Annotated in this window: 21 protein-coding genes; 15 read left to right on the top strand and 6 right to left on the bottom strand. The window is 63.4% G+C overall.

Annotation, left to right across the window (positions count from 1 at the left end; all coding sequences use genetic code 11):
- Positions 1–3: 3 nt before the first annotated feature.
- Entirely contained in the window at positions 4–816 is an 813-nt protein-coding gene (locus ACTJKM_RS25985) for an inositol monophosphatase family protein (protein ID WP_058327299.1), read from the top strand.
- Positions 817–831: 15 nt separating this feature from the next.
- Here ACTJKM_RS25985 and ACTJKM_RS25980 read toward each other — a convergent pair whose 3' ends face one another.
- Both ACTJKM_RS25980 and ACTJKM_RS25975 read right to left on the bottom strand, forming a co-directional pair.
- On the bottom strand, positions 832–1,611 hold the full coding sequence (locus ACTJKM_RS25980; RefSeq protein ID WP_058327300.1) for a slipin family protein: 780 nt from the start codon (positions 1,609–1,611) through the stop codon (positions 832–834).
- A gap of 52 nt (positions 1,612–1,663) precedes the next feature.
- Entirely contained in the window at positions 1,664–3,016 is a 1,353-nt protein-coding gene (locus ACTJKM_RS25975; protein ID WP_440661258.1) for an NfeD family protein, read from the bottom strand.
- A 251-nt stretch (positions 3,017–3,267) separates the two neighbouring features.
- On the opposite strand from ACTJKM_RS25975, the gene ACTJKM_RS25970 reads away from it, so the two are divergent.
- From ACTJKM_RS25970 to ACTJKM_RS25930, 9 genes are all read left to right on the top strand, one after another.
- A complete protein-coding gene (locus ACTJKM_RS25970; RefSeq protein WP_058327352.1) occupies positions 3,268–3,957 on the top strand; it encodes a DUF2161 domain-containing phosphodiesterase in 690 nt (229 codons plus the stop codon).
- A gap of 19 nt (positions 3,958–3,976) precedes the next feature.
- Positions 3,977–4,345, top strand: coding sequence for a YbaN family protein (locus ACTJKM_RS25965; RefSeq protein ID WP_058327302.1), 369 nt, complete (start codon positions 3,977–3,979; stop codon positions 4,343–4,345).
- 469 nt (positions 4,346–4,814) lie between these two features.
- Positions 4,815–5,294 (top strand): GNAT family N-acetyltransferase, encoded by a 480-nt coding sequence (locus ACTJKM_RS25960; protein ID WP_058327303.1) that lies wholly within the window; start codon positions 4,815–4,817, stop codon positions 5,292–5,294.
- Positions 5,295–5,316: 22 nt separating this feature from the next.
- Positions 5,317–6,339, top strand: a complete 1,023-nt coding sequence (locus ACTJKM_RS25955) for a glycoside hydrolase family 3 N-terminal domain-containing protein (RefSeq protein WP_440661257.1) — start codon at positions 5,317–5,319, stop codon at positions 6,337–6,339.
- Positions 6,340–6,368: 29 nt separating this feature from the next.
- Positions 6,369–8,018, top strand: coding sequence for an ABC transporter substrate-binding protein (locus ACTJKM_RS25950; RefSeq protein ID WP_113514803.1), 1,650 nt, complete (start codon positions 6,369–6,371; stop codon positions 8,016–8,018).
- Positions 8,019–8,209: 191 nt separating this feature from the next.
- A complete protein-coding gene (locus tag ACTJKM_RS25945; protein ID WP_440661256.1) occupies positions 8,210–9,187 on the top strand; it encodes an ABC transporter permease in 978 nt (325 codons plus the stop codon).
- 1 nt (position 9,188) lies between these two features.
- Positions 9,189–10,079, top strand: a complete 891-nt coding sequence (locus ACTJKM_RS25940; protein WP_440661254.1) for an ABC transporter permease — start codon at positions 9,189–9,191, stop codon at positions 10,077–10,079.
- Positions 10,076–10,879, top strand: a complete 804-nt coding sequence (locus ACTJKM_RS25935) for an ABC transporter ATP-binding protein (RefSeq protein ID WP_113514801.1) — start codon at positions 10,076–10,078, stop codon at positions 10,877–10,879. The genes ACTJKM_RS25940 and ACTJKM_RS25935 overlap by 4 nt, the downstream gene beginning before the upstream one ends.
- Positions 10,876–11,802, top strand: a complete 927-nt coding sequence (locus ACTJKM_RS25930) for an ABC transporter ATP-binding protein (protein WP_113514800.1) — start codon at positions 10,876–10,878, stop codon at positions 11,800–11,802. The genes ACTJKM_RS25935 and ACTJKM_RS25930 overlap by 4 nt, the downstream gene beginning before the upstream one ends.
- Before the next feature lie 134 nt (positions 11,803–11,936).
- On the opposite strand, the gene ACTJKM_RS25925 is transcribed toward ACTJKM_RS25930, so the two are convergent.
- A complete protein-coding gene (locus ACTJKM_RS25925; RefSeq protein ID WP_113514799.1) occupies positions 11,937–12,977 on the bottom strand; it encodes a glutamine synthetase beta-grasp domain-containing protein in 1,041 nt (346 codons plus the stop codon).
- 358 nt (positions 12,978–13,335) lie between these two features.
- Entirely contained in the window at positions 13,336–14,754 is a 1,419-nt protein-coding gene (locus ACTJKM_RS25920; RefSeq protein ID WP_058327309.1) for an aminotransferase-like domain-containing protein, read from the bottom strand.
- An 80-nt stretch (positions 14,755–14,834) separates the two neighbouring features.
- Between ACTJKM_RS25920 and ACTJKM_RS25915 the strand changes: the two genes are divergently transcribed.
- Positions 14,835–15,698 carry a DMT family transporter gene (locus ACTJKM_RS25915; RefSeq protein ID WP_058327310.1) on the top strand — a complete coding sequence of 288 codons (864 nt, stop codon included), beginning with the start codon at positions 14,835–14,837 and terminating at the stop codon, positions 15,696–15,698.
- Between the two features lie 51 nt (positions 15,699–15,749).
- Here ACTJKM_RS25915 and ACTJKM_RS25910 read toward each other — a convergent pair whose 3' ends face one another.
- Complete coding sequence (locus tag ACTJKM_RS25910) at positions 15,750–16,643, bottom strand: LysR family transcriptional regulator (RefSeq protein ID WP_058327311.1); 894 nt, start codon at positions 16,641–16,643, stop codon at positions 15,750–15,752.
- 113 nt (positions 16,644–16,756) lie between these two features.
- On the opposite strand from ACTJKM_RS25910, the gene ACTJKM_RS25905 reads away from it, so the two are divergent.
- From ACTJKM_RS25905 to ACTJKM_RS25895, 3 genes are all read left to right on the top strand, one after another.
- Complete coding sequence (locus ACTJKM_RS25905; RefSeq protein WP_440661252.1) at positions 16,757–17,626, top strand: NmrA/HSCARG family protein; 870 nt, start codon at positions 16,757–16,759, stop codon at positions 17,624–17,626.
- A gap of 57 nt (positions 17,627–17,683) precedes the next feature.
- Entirely contained in the window at positions 17,684–17,932 is a 249-nt protein-coding gene (locus ACTJKM_RS25900) for a DUF2798 domain-containing protein (protein WP_440661250.1), read from the top strand.
- 170 nt (positions 17,933–18,102) lie between these two features.
- Entirely contained in the window at positions 18,103–18,780 is a 678-nt protein-coding gene (locus ACTJKM_RS25895; RefSeq protein ID WP_063893347.1) for a helix-turn-helix domain-containing protein, read from the top strand.
- 44 nt (positions 18,781–18,824) lie between these two features.
- On the opposite strand, the gene ACTJKM_RS25890 is transcribed toward ACTJKM_RS25895, so the two are convergent.
- A complete protein-coding gene (locus tag ACTJKM_RS25890) occupies positions 18,825–19,796 on the bottom strand; it encodes a quinone oxidoreductase family protein (protein ID WP_440638295.1) in 972 nt (323 codons plus the stop codon).
- Positions 19,797–19,979: 183 nt separating this feature from the next.
- Here ACTJKM_RS25890 and ACTJKM_RS25885 point away from each other — a divergent pair, with 183 nt between their 5' ends.
- Complete coding sequence (locus ACTJKM_RS25885) at positions 19,980–20,849, top strand: LysR family transcriptional regulator (protein ID WP_058323140.1); 870 nt, start codon at positions 19,980–19,982, stop codon at positions 20,847–20,849.
- The last annotated feature ends 20 nt before the right edge of the window (positions 20,850–20,869 follow it).

Raw genomic sequence — 20,869 nt, 5'->3', positions numbered from 1 at the left:
TGCATGACTGCTGAAATTGCCGGCCTCGACGCCCGGTTCGCGCTTGCCAAATCTATGGCCGAGGAGGCCGGTCGGCTCGCCTACGACTATTTCCTGAAGCGGGAAACGCTTGTCATCGAAACCAAGCGCGACGCTCACGACGTCGTCTCGATCGCCGATCGCAACGTCGAGACCCTGATCCGCGAAAAGATCGCCGCCGCGTTTCCGGATGATGGCGTGCTTGGCGAGGAGCATGGTCTTCTCGACGGCACATCCGGCTTTACCTGGGTGCTCGATCCGATCGACGGTACCACGCCCTTCGTCAACGGCATGCCGAACTGGTGCGTCTCGATCGCCGTCGTGCATGCGGAGAAGCCCGTCATCGGCGTGATCCACGCGCCCTGCCATCAGGAAGTCTATGCAGCGGCAACGGGCCGGGGCGCGACGCTGAACGGCAAGCCGCTTCGCCTCGACGGCACGCGCACGATCCGCAACGCCGTCACCGGGCTTGGCGCCAACGATCAGGTGAAACCCGGCGAGATGGGTGCCATCGTCGAGCGCCTGCTTTCGAATGGCGGCAACTTCATGCGCAACGGCTCCGGTGCGCTGATGATCGCCTATGTCGCCGCCGGTCGCCTCGTCGGTTACTACGAGCCCTATATGCATGCCTGGGACTGCCTCGGTGGCTACTGCCTGGTGAACGAAGCCGGCGGCTGGACATTGCCCTTCCCGACGTGCGGCGAGGCTTTGACGCATTGGTCTCCGGTCTTGGCGGCTGCGCCCGGCGCAGTCGACGACCTCATGAAGGTCGCCAATCTTGAAACGGCGGCAGCCTGAGCGCCTTAGCGGTGCTCACGTTTGACCGGGCGGCTTGTCGGCCTTTAGCCCGAACAGGCGGCCGAGCTCCAAGGGGAACGGGAAGATGACAGTCGAATTCTTCTCGCCCGCAAGGACGTTGAGCGTGCTCAGATAGCGCAGTTGCATCGCTTCAGGCTGCTTGGACAGGATCTCGGCAGCCTCGAGCAGCTTGGCGGCAGCCTGTTGCTCGCCCTCGGCATTGATCACCTTGGCACGCCTCTCGCGTTCGGCTTCGGCCTGGCGAGCAATTGCGCGGATCATGCTCTCGTTGATGTCGACATGTTTGATTTCCACGGTCGCCACTTTGATGCCCCAGGCATCCGTCTGGCTGTCGAGGATCTTCTGGATGTCTTCGTTCAGCCGGTCCCGCTCGGCCAACATCTCGTCGAGATCGTGTTTGCCAAGCACGGAACGCAGGGTCGTCTGCGCCAGCTGGCTGGTCGCCATCATGAAATCCTCGACCTGGATCGTCGACTTTTCCGCATCGATAACCCGGAAATAGATCACGGCGCTGACCCGGACCGAGACGTTGTCATGGGAGATCACGTCCTGGCTCGGCACATCCAGCACCCGGGTCCTGAGATCGACCCGCACCATCTGCTGCACGTAGGGGACGAGCAAGATCAGCCCCGGTCCCTTGACGCCGGTGAACCGCCCGAGCGTGAAGACCACTCCGCGCTCGTATTCGCGCAGGATCCGGATCGAATAGGCGATGACGAGAATGATGAGCACCAGCAACGCGGCAAAAGGAGCGAGGCTCCCAAACATGTCCATGACCATTCCTCCATTCCGGACGCTTTCGCCTGCGCCCACAGGATCCGCGGCGCTATGCCTTCTGAGCGTCGCGCACCACTTCGAGCGTCAGTCCGTTCCGCCCGACAACCTTTACATCCTCACCTCTCGACAGCGTTTCCGTGCTGACAGCTTGCCAGCGCTCGCCATGGGCGATGACGTAGCCGGCGGCCCCTGTCCAACTTTCGACCTTGCCCGCAATGCCGATCATCTGTTCGCCGCCGGTCACCACCGCGTGGCGCCGTGAGCTGAAGGCCAGCCGTGCGACCAACAGGCTGAAGCCGAAGCTTGCGACGGCAAGCCCCGCTAGCACGGACCAGGAGACCTGCAGGCCCGGCGTATCCGTGTCAAAGAGGATTGCCGCGCCCAGAACCAGTGAAACGCTGCCACCGGCGCCGAGCACGCCGAAAGACGGCGAATGCGCCTCGGCAACCATCAGGCCGATCCCAAGCAGGATCAGACCGATGCCGGCGTAGCTGACGGGCAGCACCGAAAGCGCATAGAGCCCGAGCAGCAGACTGATGCCGCCGATCGTGCCTGGCGCCACCGACCCCGGAGACAGGAACTCGAAGATCAAACCGTAAATGCCGATCATCATCAGGATCACCGCGATATTGGGATCGGTAACGACCGAAAGCAGCCGGGTGCGCCAGTCGGGCACGAAGTCTTCGGTGGCCAGCCCGGCCGAATCGAGCACGATCTCCAGCTGCCCCGCATGCACGGTGCGCCCGTTTGCCTGCTTCAAGAGATCGGCGATGGTGGTGGCGGTGAAATCGACGACCTTCTCCCTGACGGCCGCTTCGGCCGAGAGGCTTGCCGCCTCGCGCACCGCCTTCTCGGCCCAGTCGGCATTGCGCCCGCGCAGTTCGGCCAGTCCTCGGATATATGCCACGGCATCATTGACGAGCTTCGCCTCGGCAGCGTTCCGAACCGCCGGCTGTTTGCCGCCGTCCTTGCCGGTATCGCCATCCTTCCCCTGGCCGAACATGTCACCGCCGATCGCAATCGGCGTCGCCGCGCCGAGGTTCGTTCCCGGCGCCATCGCCGCGATGTGGCTGGCATAGAGGATATAGGTGCCGGCGCTCGCCGCGCGCGCACCGCTCGGCGCAACGTAGCTTGCAACGGGCACGGGGGAAGCGAGGATCGCGCGGATGATCTCGCGCATCGACGTGTCGAGACCTCCGGGCGTATCCATTTGCAAGACCACCAGCGGAAGGCGGCGCTGTTCCGCCTTCGTCAAACCGCGCCTGACATATTCGGCCGTGGCCGGGCCGATGGCACCGTTGACATGCAGCACCAAGGCGACCCGATCGTTTTCGGCTCGCGGCGAAGCTGGAAACGCGAATGACGTGATCAAAACAAGCAACAGCGTGAGGATTCGCAACATCCGTCGTCAAAACCTCGCATGCCCGACGCCTCCGAAGAGGACGTCCATTCGAGAATAATAGCACAACACAAGGTTAGGACGAAGCGAGGTTGCTACTGCATCGGTTGGATCCTCGGAGCAACGACGTCAGCTCGCCTTGCTGCTGCGACGTGATGACAAGTCCGGCGATCGGAGTTATCTGCTAGTCTCCTTTCGCAATGATGCGTCACTGCTTGAGCCTCCCCGATTTCGACCAGAACAGGATCCCGGGTTTGGAGACGACCCTCTATCAGCCGATCAAGACCTTTCTCGAAGCCCGCGGCTACAGCGTCAAGGGCGAGATCGGCGGCTGCGACATGGTGGCACTCAGCGATGACGAGCCGCCGCTTGTCGTCATCTGCGAGCTCAAGCTGAGCTTCAATCTCGAGCTGATCCTGCAGGCCGTCGACCGCGCCACCGCCGGCGACGAGGTATGGATCGCCGCCCGTGTCTCGGCCAAAGGCAAGGGGCGGGAGAGCGATCGCCGGTTCCGCGATCTCTGCCGCAGGCTTGGCTTCGGCATGCTGGCGGTCGCCGACAACGGCATGGTCGACGTCATTCTCGCGGCCTCCGCGGTAATGCCTCGCAAGAACAACAGGAAGCGGTCGCGACTGATCAGCGAGCACCGCCGCCGCAAGGGAGACCCGACCGCCGGCGGTGCCACGCGATCGCCGATCATGACCGCCTATCGCCAGCAGGCGCTTGCCTGCGCGGCCGCCCTGCAGAGCGGCCATCAGCGCCCGCGTGATCTTCGCCCGGTCGCACCGGATGCCGCCAAGATCCTGCTTCACAACGTCTATGGCTGGTTCGAGCGGATCGACCGCGGCATCTATGCCCTGACGGAGCTGGGGGCCGAGGCGCTTCGCCGCTGGCCGCCGAGCGAGACGGCCACGACGCCGATCATCGAGACATCCGAAGCATGATGCTCACCGGGGCCATCGCATGAATCCCGCCCTTCGCATCCTCTGTCTTTGCCTTGCATGGCTGATGGTCGGACTGGGTGTCATTGGCGCCTTCCTCCCCGTCCTGCCGACGACTCCGTTTTTGCTTTTGGCGGCGGGCCTCTTCGCCCGCGCTTCGCCGCGATTGGAGCAATGGCTGCTCAATCACCGCGTCTTCGGGGCTTCGCTGCGGCTATGGCGTGAAAAGGGTGCCATCTCCAAGCGCGCCAAGACCGGTGCGGTCAGCCTGATGGCCGCTAGCTTCGGACTCTTCGTTTTCTTCGGCAATCCGAGCCTGACGCTGGCTGCGATCGTCGCGGCGTCGATGGCGCTTCCTGCACTGTTCATCCTGACGCGTCCGGCGGAATAGCCATAAAGGCAGCGGGACAAGATCCTGCGCGCCGTCCATGCAGGAAAACAATACTTTTCTTCTCAGGAAATACTTGGTCGCGATCGAAATTGGCGAGCTCTTCTTAAGCATGCACTTCATGAGCGCACGAATATTCATACTTAGTGTTTTTGTAAATCAAGATATATTTCGAACAACCCAAGAACAAAGTTGTACAAAGGTGCAATCTCCAGAGCGACCCGCTTTACTCGGCTGTTTTGGCCACCCTTTTCCCGGCACCGCTACCGCACCCATGCACCCCGAGGCCGGCCGGGGATTCGCGGGCCGTGCCGCGCTCTCCGGAGCGGCTCATGGTCCGATATCTCGCCTCGCGAAAAGAGGATAGCACCCCGAATCTGACGATTGGCGATTGACAAGCCGGTCGGGTTGGCTCCATCTATTGCATTACAAAGGCAGCAATTCCGTAATAAAGGAATATGTGGAGGAGCACATGCCTGACATGCTGGTGAGCTTGTATTCGCCGATCCTCGGCGAACTCAAGCGAAGTACCCAAACCGACAAGGTGACTATTCGGCCCGCCTTGCCGCCGGAAATGCGCCTGGTCATCGATTGGGTGCGAGAGAATTTCAGCGAGAACTGGGCAAGCGAGGTGGATGTCGCCTTCACGCGCCGCCCCGTGGCGTGTCTCATTGCCGTCGACGACGGCAATCTGGTCGGCTTTGCCTGCTATGACACGACGGCGCCGGGCTTTTTCGGCCCGACGGGCGTCCACGGCGCAAGCCGCGGCAAGGGCATCGGCGTCGCCCTGCTCTCCAGTTGCCTCGACACCATGAAGACCCTTGGCCACGCCTATGCCTTCATCGGCGACGCGGGACCCGTCGATTTCTACGCAAAGACTGTCGGCGCCGTGCCGATCCCCGCCCCCGACAAAGGGATCTACCAGGGCATGCTGCGCCGCCCTTCCAAGTAATTTCAAATATCGGAGCCTCCCCATGTCCTCGACACCGCTTGCCCTCTTTGTTGGCATACCCAATCCCACGCTCTCGGATGACGAGTTTGCCCTGTTCCGCGAAACCAATCCGCTCGGCCTTTTCGTCGGCCGCCGCAACCAGCGCGAACCCGCGCAGACAAAGGCGCTGATCGAACGCTTTCGCGAAGCCGTCGGCCGCGAAGATGCCCCCGTCTTTACCGACCAGGAAGGCGGCCGCGTCCAGCATCTCGACGCCGGCCCCTGGCCGCTCTTCCGCTCGTTCGGCGAATTCGCCGAGCTCGCGCGCCACGATTTCGCCCTCGGCAAGAAGGCCCTTCGCCTTTCGAGCCAGGCCATGGGCACGATGATGAGTGAACTTGGTCTCACGAGCGGCTGCTCGCCGGTGCTCGACCTCGTCTTTGCAACAACGAGCTCGGTCATCGGCGCCCGTTCGTTCGGCGCCGATCCGGACTTCATTGCAGCCCTTGGCCGTGAGGTAGTCGATGGCCTGCTTGAGACCGGCAACATGCCGGTCATGAAGCACATCCCGGGCCACGGCCGGGCGACGCTCGATTCGCACAAGGAGCGGCCCATCGTCGACGCTTCGCGCGAAACGCTGACCGCCACCGACTTCAAGCCCTTCGTAGCGCTCCGCGACACGCCCTGGGCCATGGTCGCCCACGTCGTTTACTCCGCCTTCGACAAGGAACTGCCGGCATCCATTTCGCCGGTCATGCACGACGTCATCCGCAACAACATGGGCTACGACGGCGTACTCGTTTCCGACTGCATCTTCATGGAATCGCTCCGCGGCACCTTGCCCGAGCGCGTCCGCGAGGTGCTCGACGCCGGTTTCGACATCGCACTTCACAGCCACGGCACGCTCGCCGAGAGCGAAGCGGCAGCCAAGGCGGCAAGTCCGCTGACCGCCGCCGCCCAGAAGCGCATTGACGCCGGCAAGGCCCGTCTCGGCACGCTGAAGGTCGACGTGCGCGCGGCCCATGCGGAAGTCGAGGACATGTTCAACAGCGCCCTCGTCGCCTGACCAATCCGAAAATCAAAAGGGGAACTACCGTGAAAAAATCGCTTCTCGGCGCGGCCACCGCGCTTGCCCTCATCGCCGGCCCGGCCGCGGCACAGACCGTGCTCACCGCCAACATCGAACCGGCGACCACCTGGGTACGCAACTTCAACCCGTTCAACCAGACCTCGGCGCGCCAGAGCACCCTCGACTTCATCTACGAGCCGCTGGTCGTCTTCAACCGCTTCGACGGCAACAAGCCGGTCTTCCGGCTCGCAGAAAGCTTCAAGCTTGCCGATGACCTGAAGTCGATCGAGTTCAAGCTCCGGCCGAACCTGAAATGGTCCGACGGCAAGCCGCTGACGGCGACCGACGTCAAGTTCACCTATGACTATTTGAAGAAGTTCCCGGCGCTCGATTTCGTCAGCATCTGGACCTTCATCGCCGGCGTCGAGGCCGTGGATGCTGAGACCGTGCGCTTCACGCTCGCCAATCCGAGCTCGCTTGCCGCCGAGCAGCTGGCGCAGCTGCCGATCGTTCCGGAGCATGTCTGGAAGGACATCGCCGAGCCGGTGACCTTCGCCAACGAGACGCCCGTCGGCAGCGGCCCGCTGACCGAGATCCCGCGCTTTACCGGCCAGACCTACGACCAGTGCCGCAACCCGCATTATTGGGATGCCGCGACGCTGAAGATCGACTGCGTACGCTTCCCGCAGCTCGCCGACAACAACCAGATCCTGACGGCGACGGCCTCCGGCACGCTCGACTGGGGCGTTTCCTTCATCCCGGATATCGAGAACGTCTATGTCGCCAAGGATCCGGAGCACTATCACTTCTGGTACTCGCCAAGCAGCATGGTCGCCTTCCTGTTCAACCAGGAGACGGCGAACGAGAACAACCGCAAGGCCTTCAACGACGTGAAGTTCCGTCGCGCCGCCTCGATGGCGCTCGACCGCGGCACCATGGTCGATGTCGCAGGCTACGGCTACCCGACGCTCAACGAAGACCCGGCCGGCATGGGCGAGCTCTACAAGAGCTGGGCCGATCCGTCTGTTGCCGCCGACTTCGGCAAGTACGGCAAGTACGATGCCGATGCCGCCAAGGCGCTGCTCGACGAAGCCGGCTATGCCGACAAGGACGGCGACGGCTTCCGTGACAATCCGGACGGCAGCAAGATCGCCTTTTCGATCATCGTCCCGAGTTCGTGGACCGACTGGATCGACACGGTGACGATCGCCGTCGAAGGCCTGCAGGCCGTCGGCCTCGACGCCAAGATCGAAACGCCGGAGGAAGCCGTCTGGACCGGCAACCTCATCAACGGCACTTTCGACGCAGCGATCAACAGCCTGCCGGCGTCCGCCTCGCCCTACTACCCTTACAAGCGCGCCTTCAGCGCTTCGGACAAGGGCAAAACCCGCTTCACCGCGCAGCGCTGGTTCAATTCGGACGTCGAGGCGCTCCTGACCGAGTTCACCCACACGGCTGACCCCGCCAAGCAGAAGGACGCGATGAACAAGGCGCAGCGCATCGTCGCCGAGAACCTGCCTGTCATGCCGGTGTTCAACAACCCGAACTGGTACCAGTACAACACCAAGCGCTTCAAAGGCTGGGCGAACGCGGAAAACCCCTTCGTCAACCCGTCGATCAGCCGCACCAACCCGGCACGCTTGCTGCACCTGCTGGCGCTTGAACCGGTGAAGTAACCCGATCACAGACGCGGCGCTCTCACAGACGATGCTCCGGGAGGGCGCCTTGTCTTGATCCGGCAACAGTGGCGGGCGGTCTTCGTCCGCCACGCGATCGTCCTGGCTGTTGCCCAGACGGACGGTCCGACAAGAAGACAGCCCTGCCGCCTGACGCCAACACGCGGCGGTCGCAGTCGATGGAGTTCCCGATGGCCTTTCTGCTTCGCCGCCTCTGTTTCTACCTGGCGGCCTTCGTCGCGGCGGCGACGATCAACTTCTTTCTGCCGCGGCTGATGCCCGGCGATCCGGTGCAGATCATGTTTTCGAGCGCCGGCGCCGAGTTGCCGCCCGAGAGCCTGCAGGCCCTGAAACTGACCTTCGGCTTCGTCGACGGCCCGCTCTGGCAGCAGTACCTCACCTATCTCGGCAGCATCTTCAGCGGCGATCTCGGTCGCTCGATCAAGTATTTCCCGCTGCCGGTGACGACGGTTCTCGGCAATGCGCTCGTCTGGACCGTGGGGCTGATGGGCACGGCGACACTCGTAAGCTTCGCGCTCGGCACCTTCCTCGGCGTTCTTGCGGCCTGGCGCCGCGGCAGCCTGTTCGACGTCATCGTTTCCGTCGGCGCAATCTTTGCGACCTCGGTGCCGGCCGTCGTCACCTCGCTGATCGTCGTCTTCACCTTCGGCTTCACGCTCGGTTGGTTCCCGACCGGTTATGCCGCCGACCCGGCGCTCGATCCGGCCTTCACGCTCGAATATTTTGGCAGCGTTCTCTACCACGGCATCCTGCCGATGCTGACACTCTGTGCGGTTCTGACCGGCGGCTTTGCCGTGACCATGCGCAACAACATGATCAACCTGCTCGGTGAAGATTACATCGTCATGGCCCGCGCCAAGGGCCTTTCCGACACCCGAGTGATGCTCTGGTACGCCGCCCGCAACGCGCTGCTGCCGACCGTCTCGAGCCTTGCGATCGCCATCGGCACGATGCTCGGCGGTTCGCTGGTGACTGAGGTGGTGTTCAACTATCCGGGTCTCGGCAACATCCTTTACCAGGCGATCCTCGCCCGCGATTACCCCGTCATCCAGGGACAGCTTCTAATCATGACCGCCACGATGCTCGTCGCCAACTTTGTCGTCGATGTCAGCTACGTGCTGCTCGACCCACGACTGAAGAGGGCGTGATATGAAGACCTCCTCCTTCCCGCTCATGCGCAACCGCAAGGCCATGGTCGGCGCGCTGATCGTCGCCTTCATTCTGCTCGTGGCGATCGCCGCCCCGCTGCTGACCTCCTACGATCCGAGCGCCCGCGTCGGCCGGCCGCACCAGGCGCCGTCGCTGGAACATTGGCTCGGCACCACCCGCATCGGCCAGGACGTCTTTGCCCGCCTGATCTATGGCGCCCGCACCTCGCTTGCCGTCGGCTTCGGCGCCGGCCTCCTGATCACCGCCGTCGGCACCGCGCTTGGCATCATCGCCGGCTACCGCGGCGGCAAGGTCGACGAAGTCATCAGCTTCTTGACCAATATGGTGCTCGTCGTCCCGAACCTGCCGCTGCTGCTCGTGCTCGCCGCCTTCATCGGCCAGGCGAGCCCCTGGGTCATCGCCCTCATCCTCGGCGGCACCTCCTGGGCCTGGGGCGCACGCGTCACCCGCGCCGAAACGCTCTCGGTCAAGCAGAAGGACTATGTGAAATCCGCCGAGATGATGGGCGAGCCGCGCTGGCGGATCATGACCTTCGAGATCTTCCCCAACCTCATCTCGATCGTCGGCATCAACTTTATCGGCAGCGTGATCTTCGCGATCATCACCCAGGCAACGCTCGAGTTCCTCGGCCTCGGCGACCCCAAGGTCGTCTCCTGGGGCACCATGCTCTATGCCGCGCAGAAGGCCTCTGCCCTTTCGGTCGGCGCCTGGTGGGACATCCTGACGCCCTGCTTCGCGCTCGCCTTTCTCGGCATCGGCCTGTCGCTCCTCAACTTCGCCGTTGACGAGATCGCCAATCCGCGGCTTCGAACCGGCAACCGGCTCGGCCGCTGGCAGGCCCTTATCAGCTCTGGGGAGGGCCGCCTGTGACCACGCCTCTGCTTTCCGTCAAGAACCTCACCATCGACTATATCGGCGAAACCGACGACTTCCGCGCCGTCGACGATGTCAGCTTCGATGTTGCCCCTGGCGAAGTCTTCGGACTTGCGGGCGAATCCGGCTGTGGCAAGAGCACCATCGCCTTCGCCATCAGCCGGCTGCACAAGCCGCCAGCGTTGATCCGCAAGCAAAGCGCCATCCTGCTCGATGGTCGCAACGTGCTCGATCTCGACCAGAAGGGTCTTGCCGACTTCCGCTGGCGCGAAGTGGCGATGGTCTTCCAGAGCGCGATGAATTCCTTGAACCCGGTGTTGCGCATCGAGCAGCAGTTCTACGACGTCTTGAAGACGCATAAGGGCATAAGCCGGGCCGCTGCGCGTGACCGCACTGCTGAAATGCTGCGGCTCGTCGATATTTCGCCAGACCGGATGCGCGACTATCCGCACCAGTTTTCCGGCGGCATGCGCCAGCGCATCGTGATTGCCATCTGCCTGGCGCTCGATCCGCGCCTCATCGTCATGGACGAACCGACGACGGCGCTTGACGTCGTCGTTCAGCGCGAAATCCTGCAGCGCATCAACGAGCTCCGGCGCAAGCTCGGCTTCGCCGTGCTCTTCATCACCCACGACCTCGGGCTGATGGTGCAGTTCTGCGACCGCATCGGCATCATGCTTGCCGGCAAGCTGGTCGAGCAGGGCACGGCCGACACCATCTACCGGACGCCCGAACACGACTACACGAAGAAGCTCTGGGCCTCCTTCCCCTCGCTGCACGGAGGCGTTCTCAGATGACCGGCACATCCGCACCCATTCTGGCGCTCGACCCCATCCTGACCTTGGACAAGGTCAGCAAGACCTTCGGCAATGGACCGGGGGCCGTGCGCGCCGCACGGTCGATATCCTTCTCGCTCCATGCCGGACGGGCGCTTGCGGTCGTCGGCGAATCCGGCAGCGGCAAGACCACCTGTGCCCGCATCGCCATGCGCGAATACGAACCGAGCGAAGGGCGGCTGCTCTTCAAGGGCAAGCCCATCGTTTCAGCGGGAAGCAAGGAGATCGCCGACTATCGCCGATCGGTGCAGATGATCTTCCAGGATCCGTTCGCCTCGCTCAACCCGGCCCACACAATCGCCTATCATCTGAAGCGGCCGCTGATGCTGCATCGCCCCGACATCAAGGGCGCCGCAATCGCGGAGGAGATCAAGGCGCTCCTGCGGCAAGTGAAGCTCGATCCCGATATCGTCGCGCCGAAGTACCCGCACGAGCTCTCGGGCGGCCAGCGCCAGCGCGTCAACATCGCCCGCGCACTCGCGGCAAAGCCCGAGGTCATCGTCGCCGACGAGCCGACCTCGATGCTCGACGTTTCCGTGCGCCTCGGCGTGCTCAATCTGCTCAGCGAAATGAAGCGCGAGATGAACCTCGGCCTGCTCTACATCACCCACGACATCGCGACCGCCCGCTACGTCGCCGAGGATATCGCGGTGATGTATGCCGGCCAGATCGTCGAATGGGGAAATACCGGCAAGGTCATCGACAATCCGGCCCATCCCTATACCAAGCTGTTGCTCTCGGCCGTTCCCGACCCCGACATCCGCTTCGACGATCCGAACGCGCAGGTCAACGCCTCCGAGGCCGACGAAACACGCCGCAGATCGGCGGCGAGGCAGGAGACGATCCGCGAGGTGGAGCCCGACCATTTCGTGCGCGCGGCCTAAAGCTCAGAGCCACACACGTATCACTCCAAAACAAAAACGCCCCGCAATCCGCAGGGCGTTTTTGTCTTTCGTCGCGACAGACACGACATAGTCGAGTTTGCCCGGCGCCCTCGTATGCGCCGGGCAAGGGAAAATCAGGCGGCTTCGCGCTTTGCGACGTCGGTCGGCACCGTCGAGATCGTCTTCAGGATCTGCGAAGCGATCTGGTAGGGGTCGCCCTTGGAGTTCGGGCGGCGATCTTCGAGGTAACCGCGGTAGCCGTTGTTGACGAAGCTGTGCGGAACGCGGATCGAGGCACCCCGGTCAGCAACGCCATAGCTGAACTGGTGGATCGAAGCGGTTTCGTGCTTGCCGGTCAGGCGCATGTGGTTGTCCGGGCCGTAGACGGCAATGTGGTCGGCGCGGGCTTCGGCAAAGGCGGCCATCAGGGTTTCGAAATAGTCCTTGCCGCCGACTGTGCGCATGTATTCGGTCGAGAAGTTGGCGTGCATGCCCGAGCCGTTCCAGTCGGTGTCGCCGAGCGGCTTGCAGTGGTATTCGACGTCGATGCCGTATTTTTCGGTCAGGCGCTGCAGCAGGTAGCGGGCGAGCCAGATTTCGTCGGCGGCCTTGCGCGAGCCCTTGCCGAACACCTGGAATTCCCACTGGCCCTTGGCGACTTCGGCGTTGATGCCTTCATGGTTGATGCCGGCAGCCAGGCAAATGTCGAGGTGCTCTTCGACCACCTTGCGGGCAACATCGCCGACATTGCTGAAACCGACGCCGCAGTAATAGGGGCCTTGCGGCGCGGGGAAACCGGCTTCCGGGAAGCCGAGCGGGCGTCCGTTCTGATAGAAGAAATACTCCTGCTCGAAGCCGAACCAGGCGCCTTCGTCATCGAGGATCGGGGCGCGGGTGTTGGACGGATGCGGCGTCGTGCCATCGGGCATCATGACTTCGCAGAGAACCAGAACGCCGTTCTTGCGCTCCGGATCCGGATAAACGGCAACCGGCTTCAGAACGCAGTCGGAGCTGCTGCCTTCGGCCTGCATCGTCGAGGAACCGTCGAAGCCCCAGAAGGGCAGCTGCTCAAGCGTCGGAAAAGCATCGAATTCCTTGATCAAGGTCTTGCCGCGCAGGTTCGGGGTGGGCTTGTAACCGTCGAGCCAGATGTATTCGAGCTTAAACTTTGTCATTTCGTTCTCTCACATGACGCCAGGAATGGCTGGGTTCCGAAGCGGCTGGGCAATCCAGATCGGCTGCCCGACGACCGATGCCCGTTAAGAAGCATTAATCGTGCCAACTCGATTTCAGCGCCGAGAATCCAGAGAAATTTGCGTTTGGCGGCAGGCAGGAGCCCCGGCGAGCAGACGCTACAGCGCAAGGAAGAAGCGCATTGCGCAAAAAATAGGCAAACCCTGCCCAACTCCGTGGCAAAGCAACGTGAAAGGCTGAGATCGACGGCACTTCCCCAGCAATCGCCGGCGATCGCCTCTAAAACGAGCAATCGCTTTCAGCACGCCGGTCTGCTCAGCCTGCGCGCCCGACACCGCGTTAGCGCATGATCAGGGGCAGAATTTTGAAAAGCCGCTCATCCTCGCATTGGGAGACGTTGAAGCGCATGAAGCCGTTGGCCGTGCCGGCATGGGAAAAGACGTTGCCGGGGGCCAGCACGATCTCCTGCTGCAGCGCCTTCTGTGCCACGTCGGCCGCATCGACACCATCGGGCAAGCAGCACCAGAGGAACATCCCGGCCTGCGGCTCGATCCATGGTTTGATGCCGATGACACCGAGCCGCGCCGCTGTCTCGCTCATGACGCGGGCCAGACGCTGGCGCAGCGCCTCCATGTGCTTGCGATAGCTGCCATCCTTGAGCAGCGAAAATACCAGCTCCGCCGCAAGGCTCGGCCCGCCGAAGGTGGTGGCGATCTTCAGGTCGATGAGCCCTTCGATCCAGGCGCGCGGCGCGGCGATGAAGCCGCAGCGCATCGAGGCGGAGAGGGTCTTGGAAAAGCTGCCAATCTGCACGACACGATCGAGCCCGTCAAAGGCTGCGAGCCGTGGCGCCGGCGTATGCTCGAAATCCGCGAAGATATCATCCTCGATGATCGTCAGCCCCGCCTGCTCGGCAAGCTTGAGCAGCCGATGGGCGACAACAGGAGAGAGTGTGGCGCTTGTCGGGTTGTGGAGAGCGGAATTGGTGATGTAGAGCCGCGGCCGATGCGCCGCCAGCACCTCAGCGAATTTTTCGAGATCAGGCCCCGAGGGCGTATAGGGCACGCTCACCACCTCAGCCCGGTGGGCGCGCAGCAAGGCATGGAAATTGAAATAGCAGGGATCGTCGACCACGACCGTATCGCCGGGTTCGAGCAGGAAGCGACAGAGAAGGTCGATCGCCTGCGTTCCCGATTCCGTCAAGATGATCTGATCGGGTGACGCCTCGACCCCATGTTCGCCGAGACGTCGCGCAAGAAGCTGGCGCAGCGGCCGATGGCCAAGCGGCGTTCCGTAGTCCGTCAGCCCGCTCGCCTCCAGCCTGGCTGCGGACTTGAGTGCGCGGCGAATTGCCGTCTCCGGCATCCAGGTCGGCGGCAACCAGCCACAGCCCGGTTTCAGCACGTTGTCGCCCGTTTCCAGCGCCTGGCGCGACACCCAGAGCGGATCGACGGCCCGGTCGAGCCGCGGCCCAATCTCGGCCAGCGAAAAGGGCGCCAGCGGCGCCGAGACAAAGAAACCCGCGCCCGGTTTCGAGCGAATAACGCCTTCCGCCACCAGCCGCTCATAGGCCTCGACGACGGTCGATTTGGAAACGCGCATGGTCTTGGCGAAGGCGCGGATGGACGGAAGCTTCGCGCCGGGTGTGAGAACGCGCCCCGTGATCCGCTGCCGGATCGTCGCCATAACGCCTTCAAGCAGCGTTTCGCTGCCAATCCTAAGCTCCTGCATCGTCATCCGTACTGCCCAAACATCCATTACAGTTTGGCGAAACTGTACCGCATTGTCTCTGGCAAGACCACCCTCTGCGGCCGATACAGACGAAAAAGGAGAATGCGATGGACAAGACGGCAGACGGTTGGATGAGCGGTTTTATCGGGGTGCTGATCTTCAGCGGATCATTACCTGCGACACGCGTCGCAGTCATGGATTTCGATCCGGTGTTTCTGACGGTGGCGCGTGCGGCGATCGCCGGCCTGCTCGCGCTCGCGCTGCTTCTGATCTTCCGTCAACCGCGCCCGGCGCGGGCCGATCTCGTTTCGCTGGCGATTGTCGCCTTCGGCGTCGTACTCGGTTTCCCGCTTTTGACCGCCCTCGCCCTACAGCACGTTACCTCGGCGCATCTGATCGTCTTCGTCGGCCTGCTGCCGCTGGCAACGGCCATCTTCGGCGTGTTGCGCGCCGGCGAGCGGCCACGCCCGGCCTTCTGGCTCTTCTCCTCCCTCGGCAGCGCCGCAGTGGTGGGCTTCGCGCTGGTACAGGGCTTCGCCGCGTCGCCCATCGGCGACCTCCTGATGCTTGGCGCCATCATCGTCTGCGGCCTTGGCTATGCCGAAGGCGCCAGCCTCTCGCGCAAGCTTGGCGGCTGGCAGGTCATCTGCTGGGCGCTGGTCCTGTCGCTGCCGATCATGCTCGCGCTCACGCTCTTCACGCTGCCTTCCTCCTTCTCGATGGTCACGCATGGCGCCTGGACGGGCCTCGCCTACGTCTCGGTCTTCAGCATGCTCGTCGGCTTCGTCTTCTGGTACCGCGGCCTCGCGCTCGGCGGCGTCGCCGGCGTCGGACAATTGCAATTGCTCCAGCCCTTCTTCGGCCTGGCACTTGCCGCGACGCTCCTCGGAGAGCCCGTAAGCTGGAGCATGCTGGCAGCAACCGGCGCCATCGTGCTCTGCGTCGCCGGCGCCAAGAAGTTCGCGAAATAGGCAGCTTCACACGTCAAGGGCGGTGCCGGCAGAGAAGCGGCCTCGCCCGCTCTAAAGGCGGTCGAGCTTCAGCCGCTCGCCGAGCAGATCGAGAAAGTAGCGGATCTTTGCCGAAGGGCTCCGCCCCTCGAGCCAGAGCGCGTGGATCGGCACCGGAGCGGGCTCAAAGTCTTCAAGGACGACCTCGACCTTGCCCGCGTCGATCAGGTGCTTGATCTGCCAGAGCGGAGAGTAGCCAAGGCCGAGACCTACCTCCACCGCCGAGTAGATCGTGTTCATCGAATTCGTGCGAAACGCGCCGGTGACTTTGACCGCACGAGCCCGACCGTCGATGGTGAACATCCAGGCGCCAGGTCGCTCGTCGCCCGTGCGCGTGACACAACGATGCTCGGCCAATTCCAGCGGATGTGAAGGCCGACCGAAGCGCGCGAAATAGGAGGGCGAACCGAAGACGACCCGGCGAAGCGCACCCAGGCGTTTGCCTGTCAGTCCCGAATCCGCGAGATCCCCGATCCGCACCACCAGGTCGAGCCCGCTTCCGGCGAGGTCGACGAACGCATCGGAAAGGTCGAGGTCCACCTCGACCGCAGGATACTTCGCCATGTATTCGGCGATGATTGGCATCAGGAACCGCGGCGCAAACAGATTGGGCGCCCCGAGGCGCAGCACGCCTGACGGCTCGGACCGGCGCTGCGCCGCCTCCTCGCGCGCCTCGTGGATCTCCTCCACCGCCGGCTTGATGCGCTGATAAAAGCTCTCGCCCGCCTGGCTCGGCATCGAGCGGCGGGTCGTGCGATGCACCAGCTCCACATCAACATCAGCCTCAAGCATGGCGAGCGATCGGCTGACGGTCTGGAGCGGGCGCCCCAGCCGTTTCGCAGCCGCCGTCAGGCTACCCTCTTCGACAATGGCCATAAAGGCTTCCAGGTCTTCGATGCGGCTCATAAGATAATCCCGTTTTCCGGGAGAATAAATCACATTTCACATCGATTGTCTGCATCCTTATGCCTCATTAGCTTGAGGTCATCACTTCTCGGCGGCACGAAAGGCAGACCCAGATGAACCAGCGCTCCAATACGATCCTCGTTGTCGGCGCCACCGGTCGCTTTGCCGGTCTCGTCGTTCCGGAACTTGCGCGGCGCGGCGCCAAGGTTCGCGCCCTGATTCGCGACGAGACGCATGGCGCGCTGGCGAAATCGTTGGGCGCATCCGAAATCGCGATCGGCGATCTGCGTGAGCGCGGAAGCCTCGATCGGGCACTCGAAGGCGCTGCCGGCGTCTTCCATATCGGGCCTGCCTTCGCGCCGGATGAAGCGGCGATGGGCGTGTCGATGGTCGAAGCCGCCGTGCGTGCCGGTGTTAGGAAGTTCGTCTTTTCGTCGGTCATCCAGCCGACCCATATAAGGCTGAAGAACCATGCGGCGAAGATCCCGGTGGAGGACGCGCTTTATTCGTCACCGCTCGATTACACCATCCTGCATCCGGCGAACTTCATGCAGAACCTGCGCTCGGTGTGGGCAACGATGCTGGCAACCGGCACCTTCGCCGAGCCTTTCCCTGCGACGACGCGCATCGCCCGGGTCGACTACCGGGACGTCGCCGAGGTCGCGGCAATTGCGCTGACCGAGGATCGCCTCGCCTATGCAACGCTCGAGCTCTGCGCCGAAGGACGGCACAACCGTGAGGAAATCGCCCGCATGATGAGCGAAGCGCTCGGGCGGCCGATCGTTGCCGGAGACATCGGATTTCACGAATGGGCAAAGCCGATCGCCGCGACATACACCGACCACCAGTTGGAACTACTGGCCAAGGTGCATGCCCACTATACCGAGGTGGGCCTCGGTGGAAACAGCCTGACGCTTCGGGCTGCCCTTCAGCGTGCCCCCCGCAGCCTCGAAGGCTTCATCCGTGAGTTGGCACAAGCCTAGCAACAAGGACTGTCCGGCGCCGTCCCCCTTCTTTTTCGAATTCCTGGAGTCATCCCTATGTCAAAGAAGCTTCCACATCGATACCAGGCGATCGTCATGCCGCTGGTCCTTTCCGTGCTGATGTCCGCCATCGTCTCCTTTGTCTCGACGGCCAGCGGCAGCGGCCTGCAGCCGGATCTCTTCACGCTATGGCTCAAGGCCTGGACCTTCTCCTGGCTGGTCGCGTTCCCGAGTCTGCTCGTGGTTCTTCCGGTGGTGCGCCGGATCGTGGCGGCGACGGTGGAGCAACCGCGCAGCAGCCCTTGAGGCGCGCAGCGCAACCCTCCCCTCGCGCCCTCGGCGACCATTTACGAGGAGTTTGCCTTTTGCCGTTCCCGGCCTCCTGCTGCGGCGGATGATTTTTAGGATATCTAAAATCGATTGACAGGAAATCGGGCCGCACCCTAGCTTGAGGAGAGACGAGAAGGGGACAGACAGTGACGACGGACCATGCCAGCGGCGCATCTACCGGCGAGGCAGAGGCGCCGTCGCTCGGCGATCGCCTGCGCCAACGGCGCAAGACGCTGAAGATGACCCTTCAGGAGGTCGCCGACGAGGCAGGCTTTTCCGTTGGTTTCATTTCGCAGATCGAACGTGGCATCACCGTCCCGTCACTGACCTCGCTGATTGCCGTCTGCCGGACCCTGAAGGTCGAGGCCGGCAGCTTCCTCAACCCGCCGAAGGTGGCGACGCCGTTCACCCGCCGTGAACACCGGCCGATCTATGGGCTCGGCGGAGAACGCGGCAACGCGGTCTCCTACGAACGCCTCTCCGCGTCTTTCCCCGGCAATGTACTGAGAAGCACCATCATCCACGAACCGCCGGGCCACCGCAGTGAGCCGATGTCGCACGAGGGCGAAGAGATCTTCTTCATTCTCCAGGGGGCCTTGACGCTGGAGGTGGACGGCGAGCGCATGGTGCTGGAAGCCGGCGATTCCGCCCACTTCCCTTCGCTGCGCACTCACACGATGTGGAACCACACGAAAGAGCCCACCACCATTCTGCACACCTGCACCATGGATGTGTTCGGCGACGGAGATCCGTCGGGAAACTCTGCCGACAGCCTTGCGGTGACGCGGGCCGACAACCGGCTGACTGCCACCAGCAAGACGTGACCTTTAGTAGCGTCTGGGCCCCCGATAGGTCGAGCCACCAAACGCTAAGGCAACAGCACCATGGCACCCGTCGTCCCGCGTCCCTCGAGCCGGCGATGCGCCTCGGCCGCCTCCGAAAGCGGCAGACGCGCGTGGACGGGGATCTTGACCGCGCCGCTCGCGACGACGTCGAAGAGATCCTTGCTCATCGCAAGCACGTCCTCGCGGCGTGCCAGGTGCTCCGGCAGCAGCGGCCACGTGGCGTAAAGCGATCCTTTTATCGCCAGCGTCGTGATCTCGAACGGCGGGATCGGGCCGGAGGCGGCACCGAAACTGACGAAGTGACCGAAGGTGCGCAGGCTGTCGAGCGAACCTTCGTATGTCGCCTTGCCGATGCCGTCGTAGACGACATCGACGCCCTCGCCTTTGGTGATCTCGCGGACATGGTCGGCGAAACCCGAACTGCTGTAGTCGATCACGTGGTCTGCGCCATTCGCCCGCGCCAGCCTGGCCTTTTCAGGTGAGCCGACGGTGCCGATGACCGTGGCACCGAGGTGCTTCGCCCATTGCGTTAGGATAAGGCCGACGCCGCCGGCGGCGGCATGGACGAGGACGGTGTGGCCAGCTTCGACACGGAAGGTGCGGCGCAGGAGATATTGCGCCGTCAGGCCCTTCAGCATCATCGCCGCACCGGTCTCGAAGTCGATATCGTCAGGCAGATGCACGAGGAAATGGGCCGGCACATTGTGCTCTTGCGCGTAGGCGCCGAGCGCCTCGGCATAGGCGACCCGATCGCCGGGCTTGAAGCCTTCGACATCAGGCCCGATCGAGATCACCTCACCCGCCCCTTCCTTTCCGGGGATGAACGGCAGTTGCGGTGGCGGGTAGGAGCCGCGGCGCAGGTAGACGTCGACAAAGTTGACGCCGATCGCCCGGTTGCGCACCCGGACCTCGCCGGGGCCAGGCTCGCCGAGTTCGACGTTTTCATAGGCGAGCACGTCAGGCCCGCCGTGCTGATGCACGCGGATTGCTTTCATGGATTTGCTCCTCGGGTTGGGAATCGTGGCCGCAGGGCCGTGGCAGTGCCTAGTCGATGGTGGGTGCCGGCATGCTCGTCTTGGGCATGCGGATCGAGCGCTCCTTTGTTCTCACACCTGATAGATAGCCACACGGCAGTTCCCCGTGTAGACTGATATCGATGACAACAGAGTTCAAAGATTATGATATCTGATCAGATCGGCATCGACCTGCTGCGCGCCTTTGTGGCGGTCTGTCGACAAGGCAGCTTGAACCGCGTCGCTACCCAGACCGGCCGCACCCAATCGGCGCTCAGCATGCAGATGCGCCGGCTCGAAGATCTGCTTGGCCGCCAACTCTTCAACCGCACCGGTCGCGGCGTCGTGCCGACGCCCGAGGGCGAACTGTTCCTGGGATATGCGACCCGCATGCTGGCGCTCGGCGACGAAGCCGCCGCGCGGCTGCGACAGGCCGATCTCAGCGGTGGCGTGCGGGTCGGGCTTGCCGAGGAAGTGGCGACGACGGCGCTGCCCGAGGCTCTCGGGCGGCTGCGGCGCGGCTATTCGGAGATCCGGCTCGACGTGGTGGTGGAGCAGTGCGTGGCGCTCGGAAGGACCTGGCCCGAAGGTGAACTCGACATCATGGTCGTGCCGACCTCTGTCGTCACGGCTGACGCCCTCACCACCTGGAACGTCGAACTGCAATGGGTCTGCGCCACGGACTATGCGTTCGACGAGACACGACCGGTCGACCTCGTCGCATTCGCAGCGCCCTGTCTCTGGCGCCGGCGCATGATCGAGACGCTGGCGGACCAGGGCCGGGAACACCGCATCACCTTTACGAGCCAGAGCATCACGGCGCTTCAAGCCGCAATCGAGAACGGGCTCGGCATTGGATTGCTTCCGCCAGAAGCCGTGCGCGCGAGCACGATGCGGGCGCTCCCCGCTTCGTCAGGCGTTCCGAAGCCGCTTGCCGTCCAATACGGGCTTTTCGCCAGGGATCGCCGCACAGCCGTCGTCGATGCGGCGATCGGCGTGCTGCTCGAAGCCCTGCCGGCAGCGTCAAGAACCTAGCGACCTTCGTTGAAACGCTC

The sequence above is a fragment of the Ensifer sp. 22460 genome (genome assembly GCF_052044935.1).
Classification (GTDB): domain Bacteria; phylum Pseudomonadota; class Alphaproteobacteria; order Rhizobiales; family Rhizobiaceae; genus Ensifer.
This window is presented reverse-complemented; position numbering and strand designations above follow the sequence as displayed.

What these genes read in the sequence shown, in the direction of transcription:
- ACTJKM_RS25985 (WP_058327299.1), top strand. Translation starts at nt 4, where the DNA reads ATGACTGCTGAAATTGCCGGCCTCGACGCCCGGTTCGCGCTTGCCAAA.
- ACTJKM_RS25980 (WP_058327300.1), bottom strand. Translation starts at nt 1,611, where the DNA reads ATGGACATGTTTGGGAGCCTCGCTCCTTTTGCCGCGTTGCTGGTGCTC.
- ACTJKM_RS25975 (WP_440661258.1), bottom strand. Translation starts at nt 3,016, where the DNA reads ATGTTGCGAATCCTCACGCTGTTGCTTGTTTTGATCACGTCATTCGCG.
- ACTJKM_RS25965 (WP_058327302.1), top strand. Translation starts at nt 3,977, where the DNA reads ATGAATCCCGCCCTTCGCATCCTCTGTCTTTGCCTTGCATGGCTGATG.
- ACTJKM_RS25960 (WP_058327303.1), top strand. Translation starts at nt 4,815, where the DNA reads ATGCCTGACATGCTGGTGAGCTTGTATTCGCCGATCCTCGGCGAACTC.
- ACTJKM_RS25955 (WP_440661257.1), top strand. Translation starts at nt 5,317, where the DNA reads ATGTCCTCGACACCGCTTGCCCTCTTTGTTGGCATACCCAATCCCACG.
- ACTJKM_RS25945 (WP_440661256.1), top strand. Translation starts at nt 8,210, where the DNA reads ATGGCCTTTCTGCTTCGCCGCCTCTGTTTCTACCTGGCGGCCTTCGTC.
- ACTJKM_RS25940 (WP_440661254.1), top strand. Translation starts at nt 9,189, where the DNA reads ATGAAGACCTCCTCCTTCCCGCTCATGCGCAACCGCAAGGCCATGGTC.
- ACTJKM_RS25930 (WP_113514800.1), top strand. Translation starts at nt 10,876, where the DNA reads ATGACCGGCACATCCGCACCCATTCTGGCGCTCGACCCCATCCTGACC.
- ACTJKM_RS25925 (WP_113514799.1), bottom strand. Translation starts at nt 12,977, where the DNA reads ATGACAAAGTTTAAGCTCGAATACATCTGGCTCGACGGTTACAAGCCC.
- ACTJKM_RS25920 (WP_058327309.1), bottom strand. Translation starts at nt 14,754, where the DNA reads ATGGATGTTTGGGCAGTACGGATGACGATGCAGGAGCTTAGGATTGGC.
- ACTJKM_RS25915 (WP_058327310.1), top strand. Translation starts at nt 14,835, where the DNA reads ATGGACAAGACGGCAGACGGTTGGATGAGCGGTTTTATCGGGGTGCTG.
- ACTJKM_RS25910 (WP_058327311.1), bottom strand. Translation starts at nt 16,643, where the DNA reads ATGAGCCGCATCGAAGACCTGGAAGCCTTTATGGCCATTGTCGAAGAG.
- ACTJKM_RS25905 (WP_440661252.1), top strand. Translation starts at nt 16,757, where the DNA reads ATGAACCAGCGCTCCAATACGATCCTCGTTGTCGGCGCCACCGGTCGC.
- ACTJKM_RS25900 (WP_440661250.1), top strand. Translation starts at nt 17,684, where the DNA reads ATGTCAAAGAAGCTTCCACATCGATACCAGGCGATCGTCATGCCGCTG.
- ACTJKM_RS25890 (WP_440638295.1), bottom strand. Translation starts at nt 19,796, where the DNA reads ATGAAAGCAATCCGCGTGCATCAGCACGGCGGGCCTGACGTGCTCGCC.
- ACTJKM_RS25885 (WP_058323140.1), top strand. Translation starts at nt 19,980, where the DNA reads ATGATATCTGATCAGATCGGCATCGACCTGCTGCGCGCCTTTGTGGCG.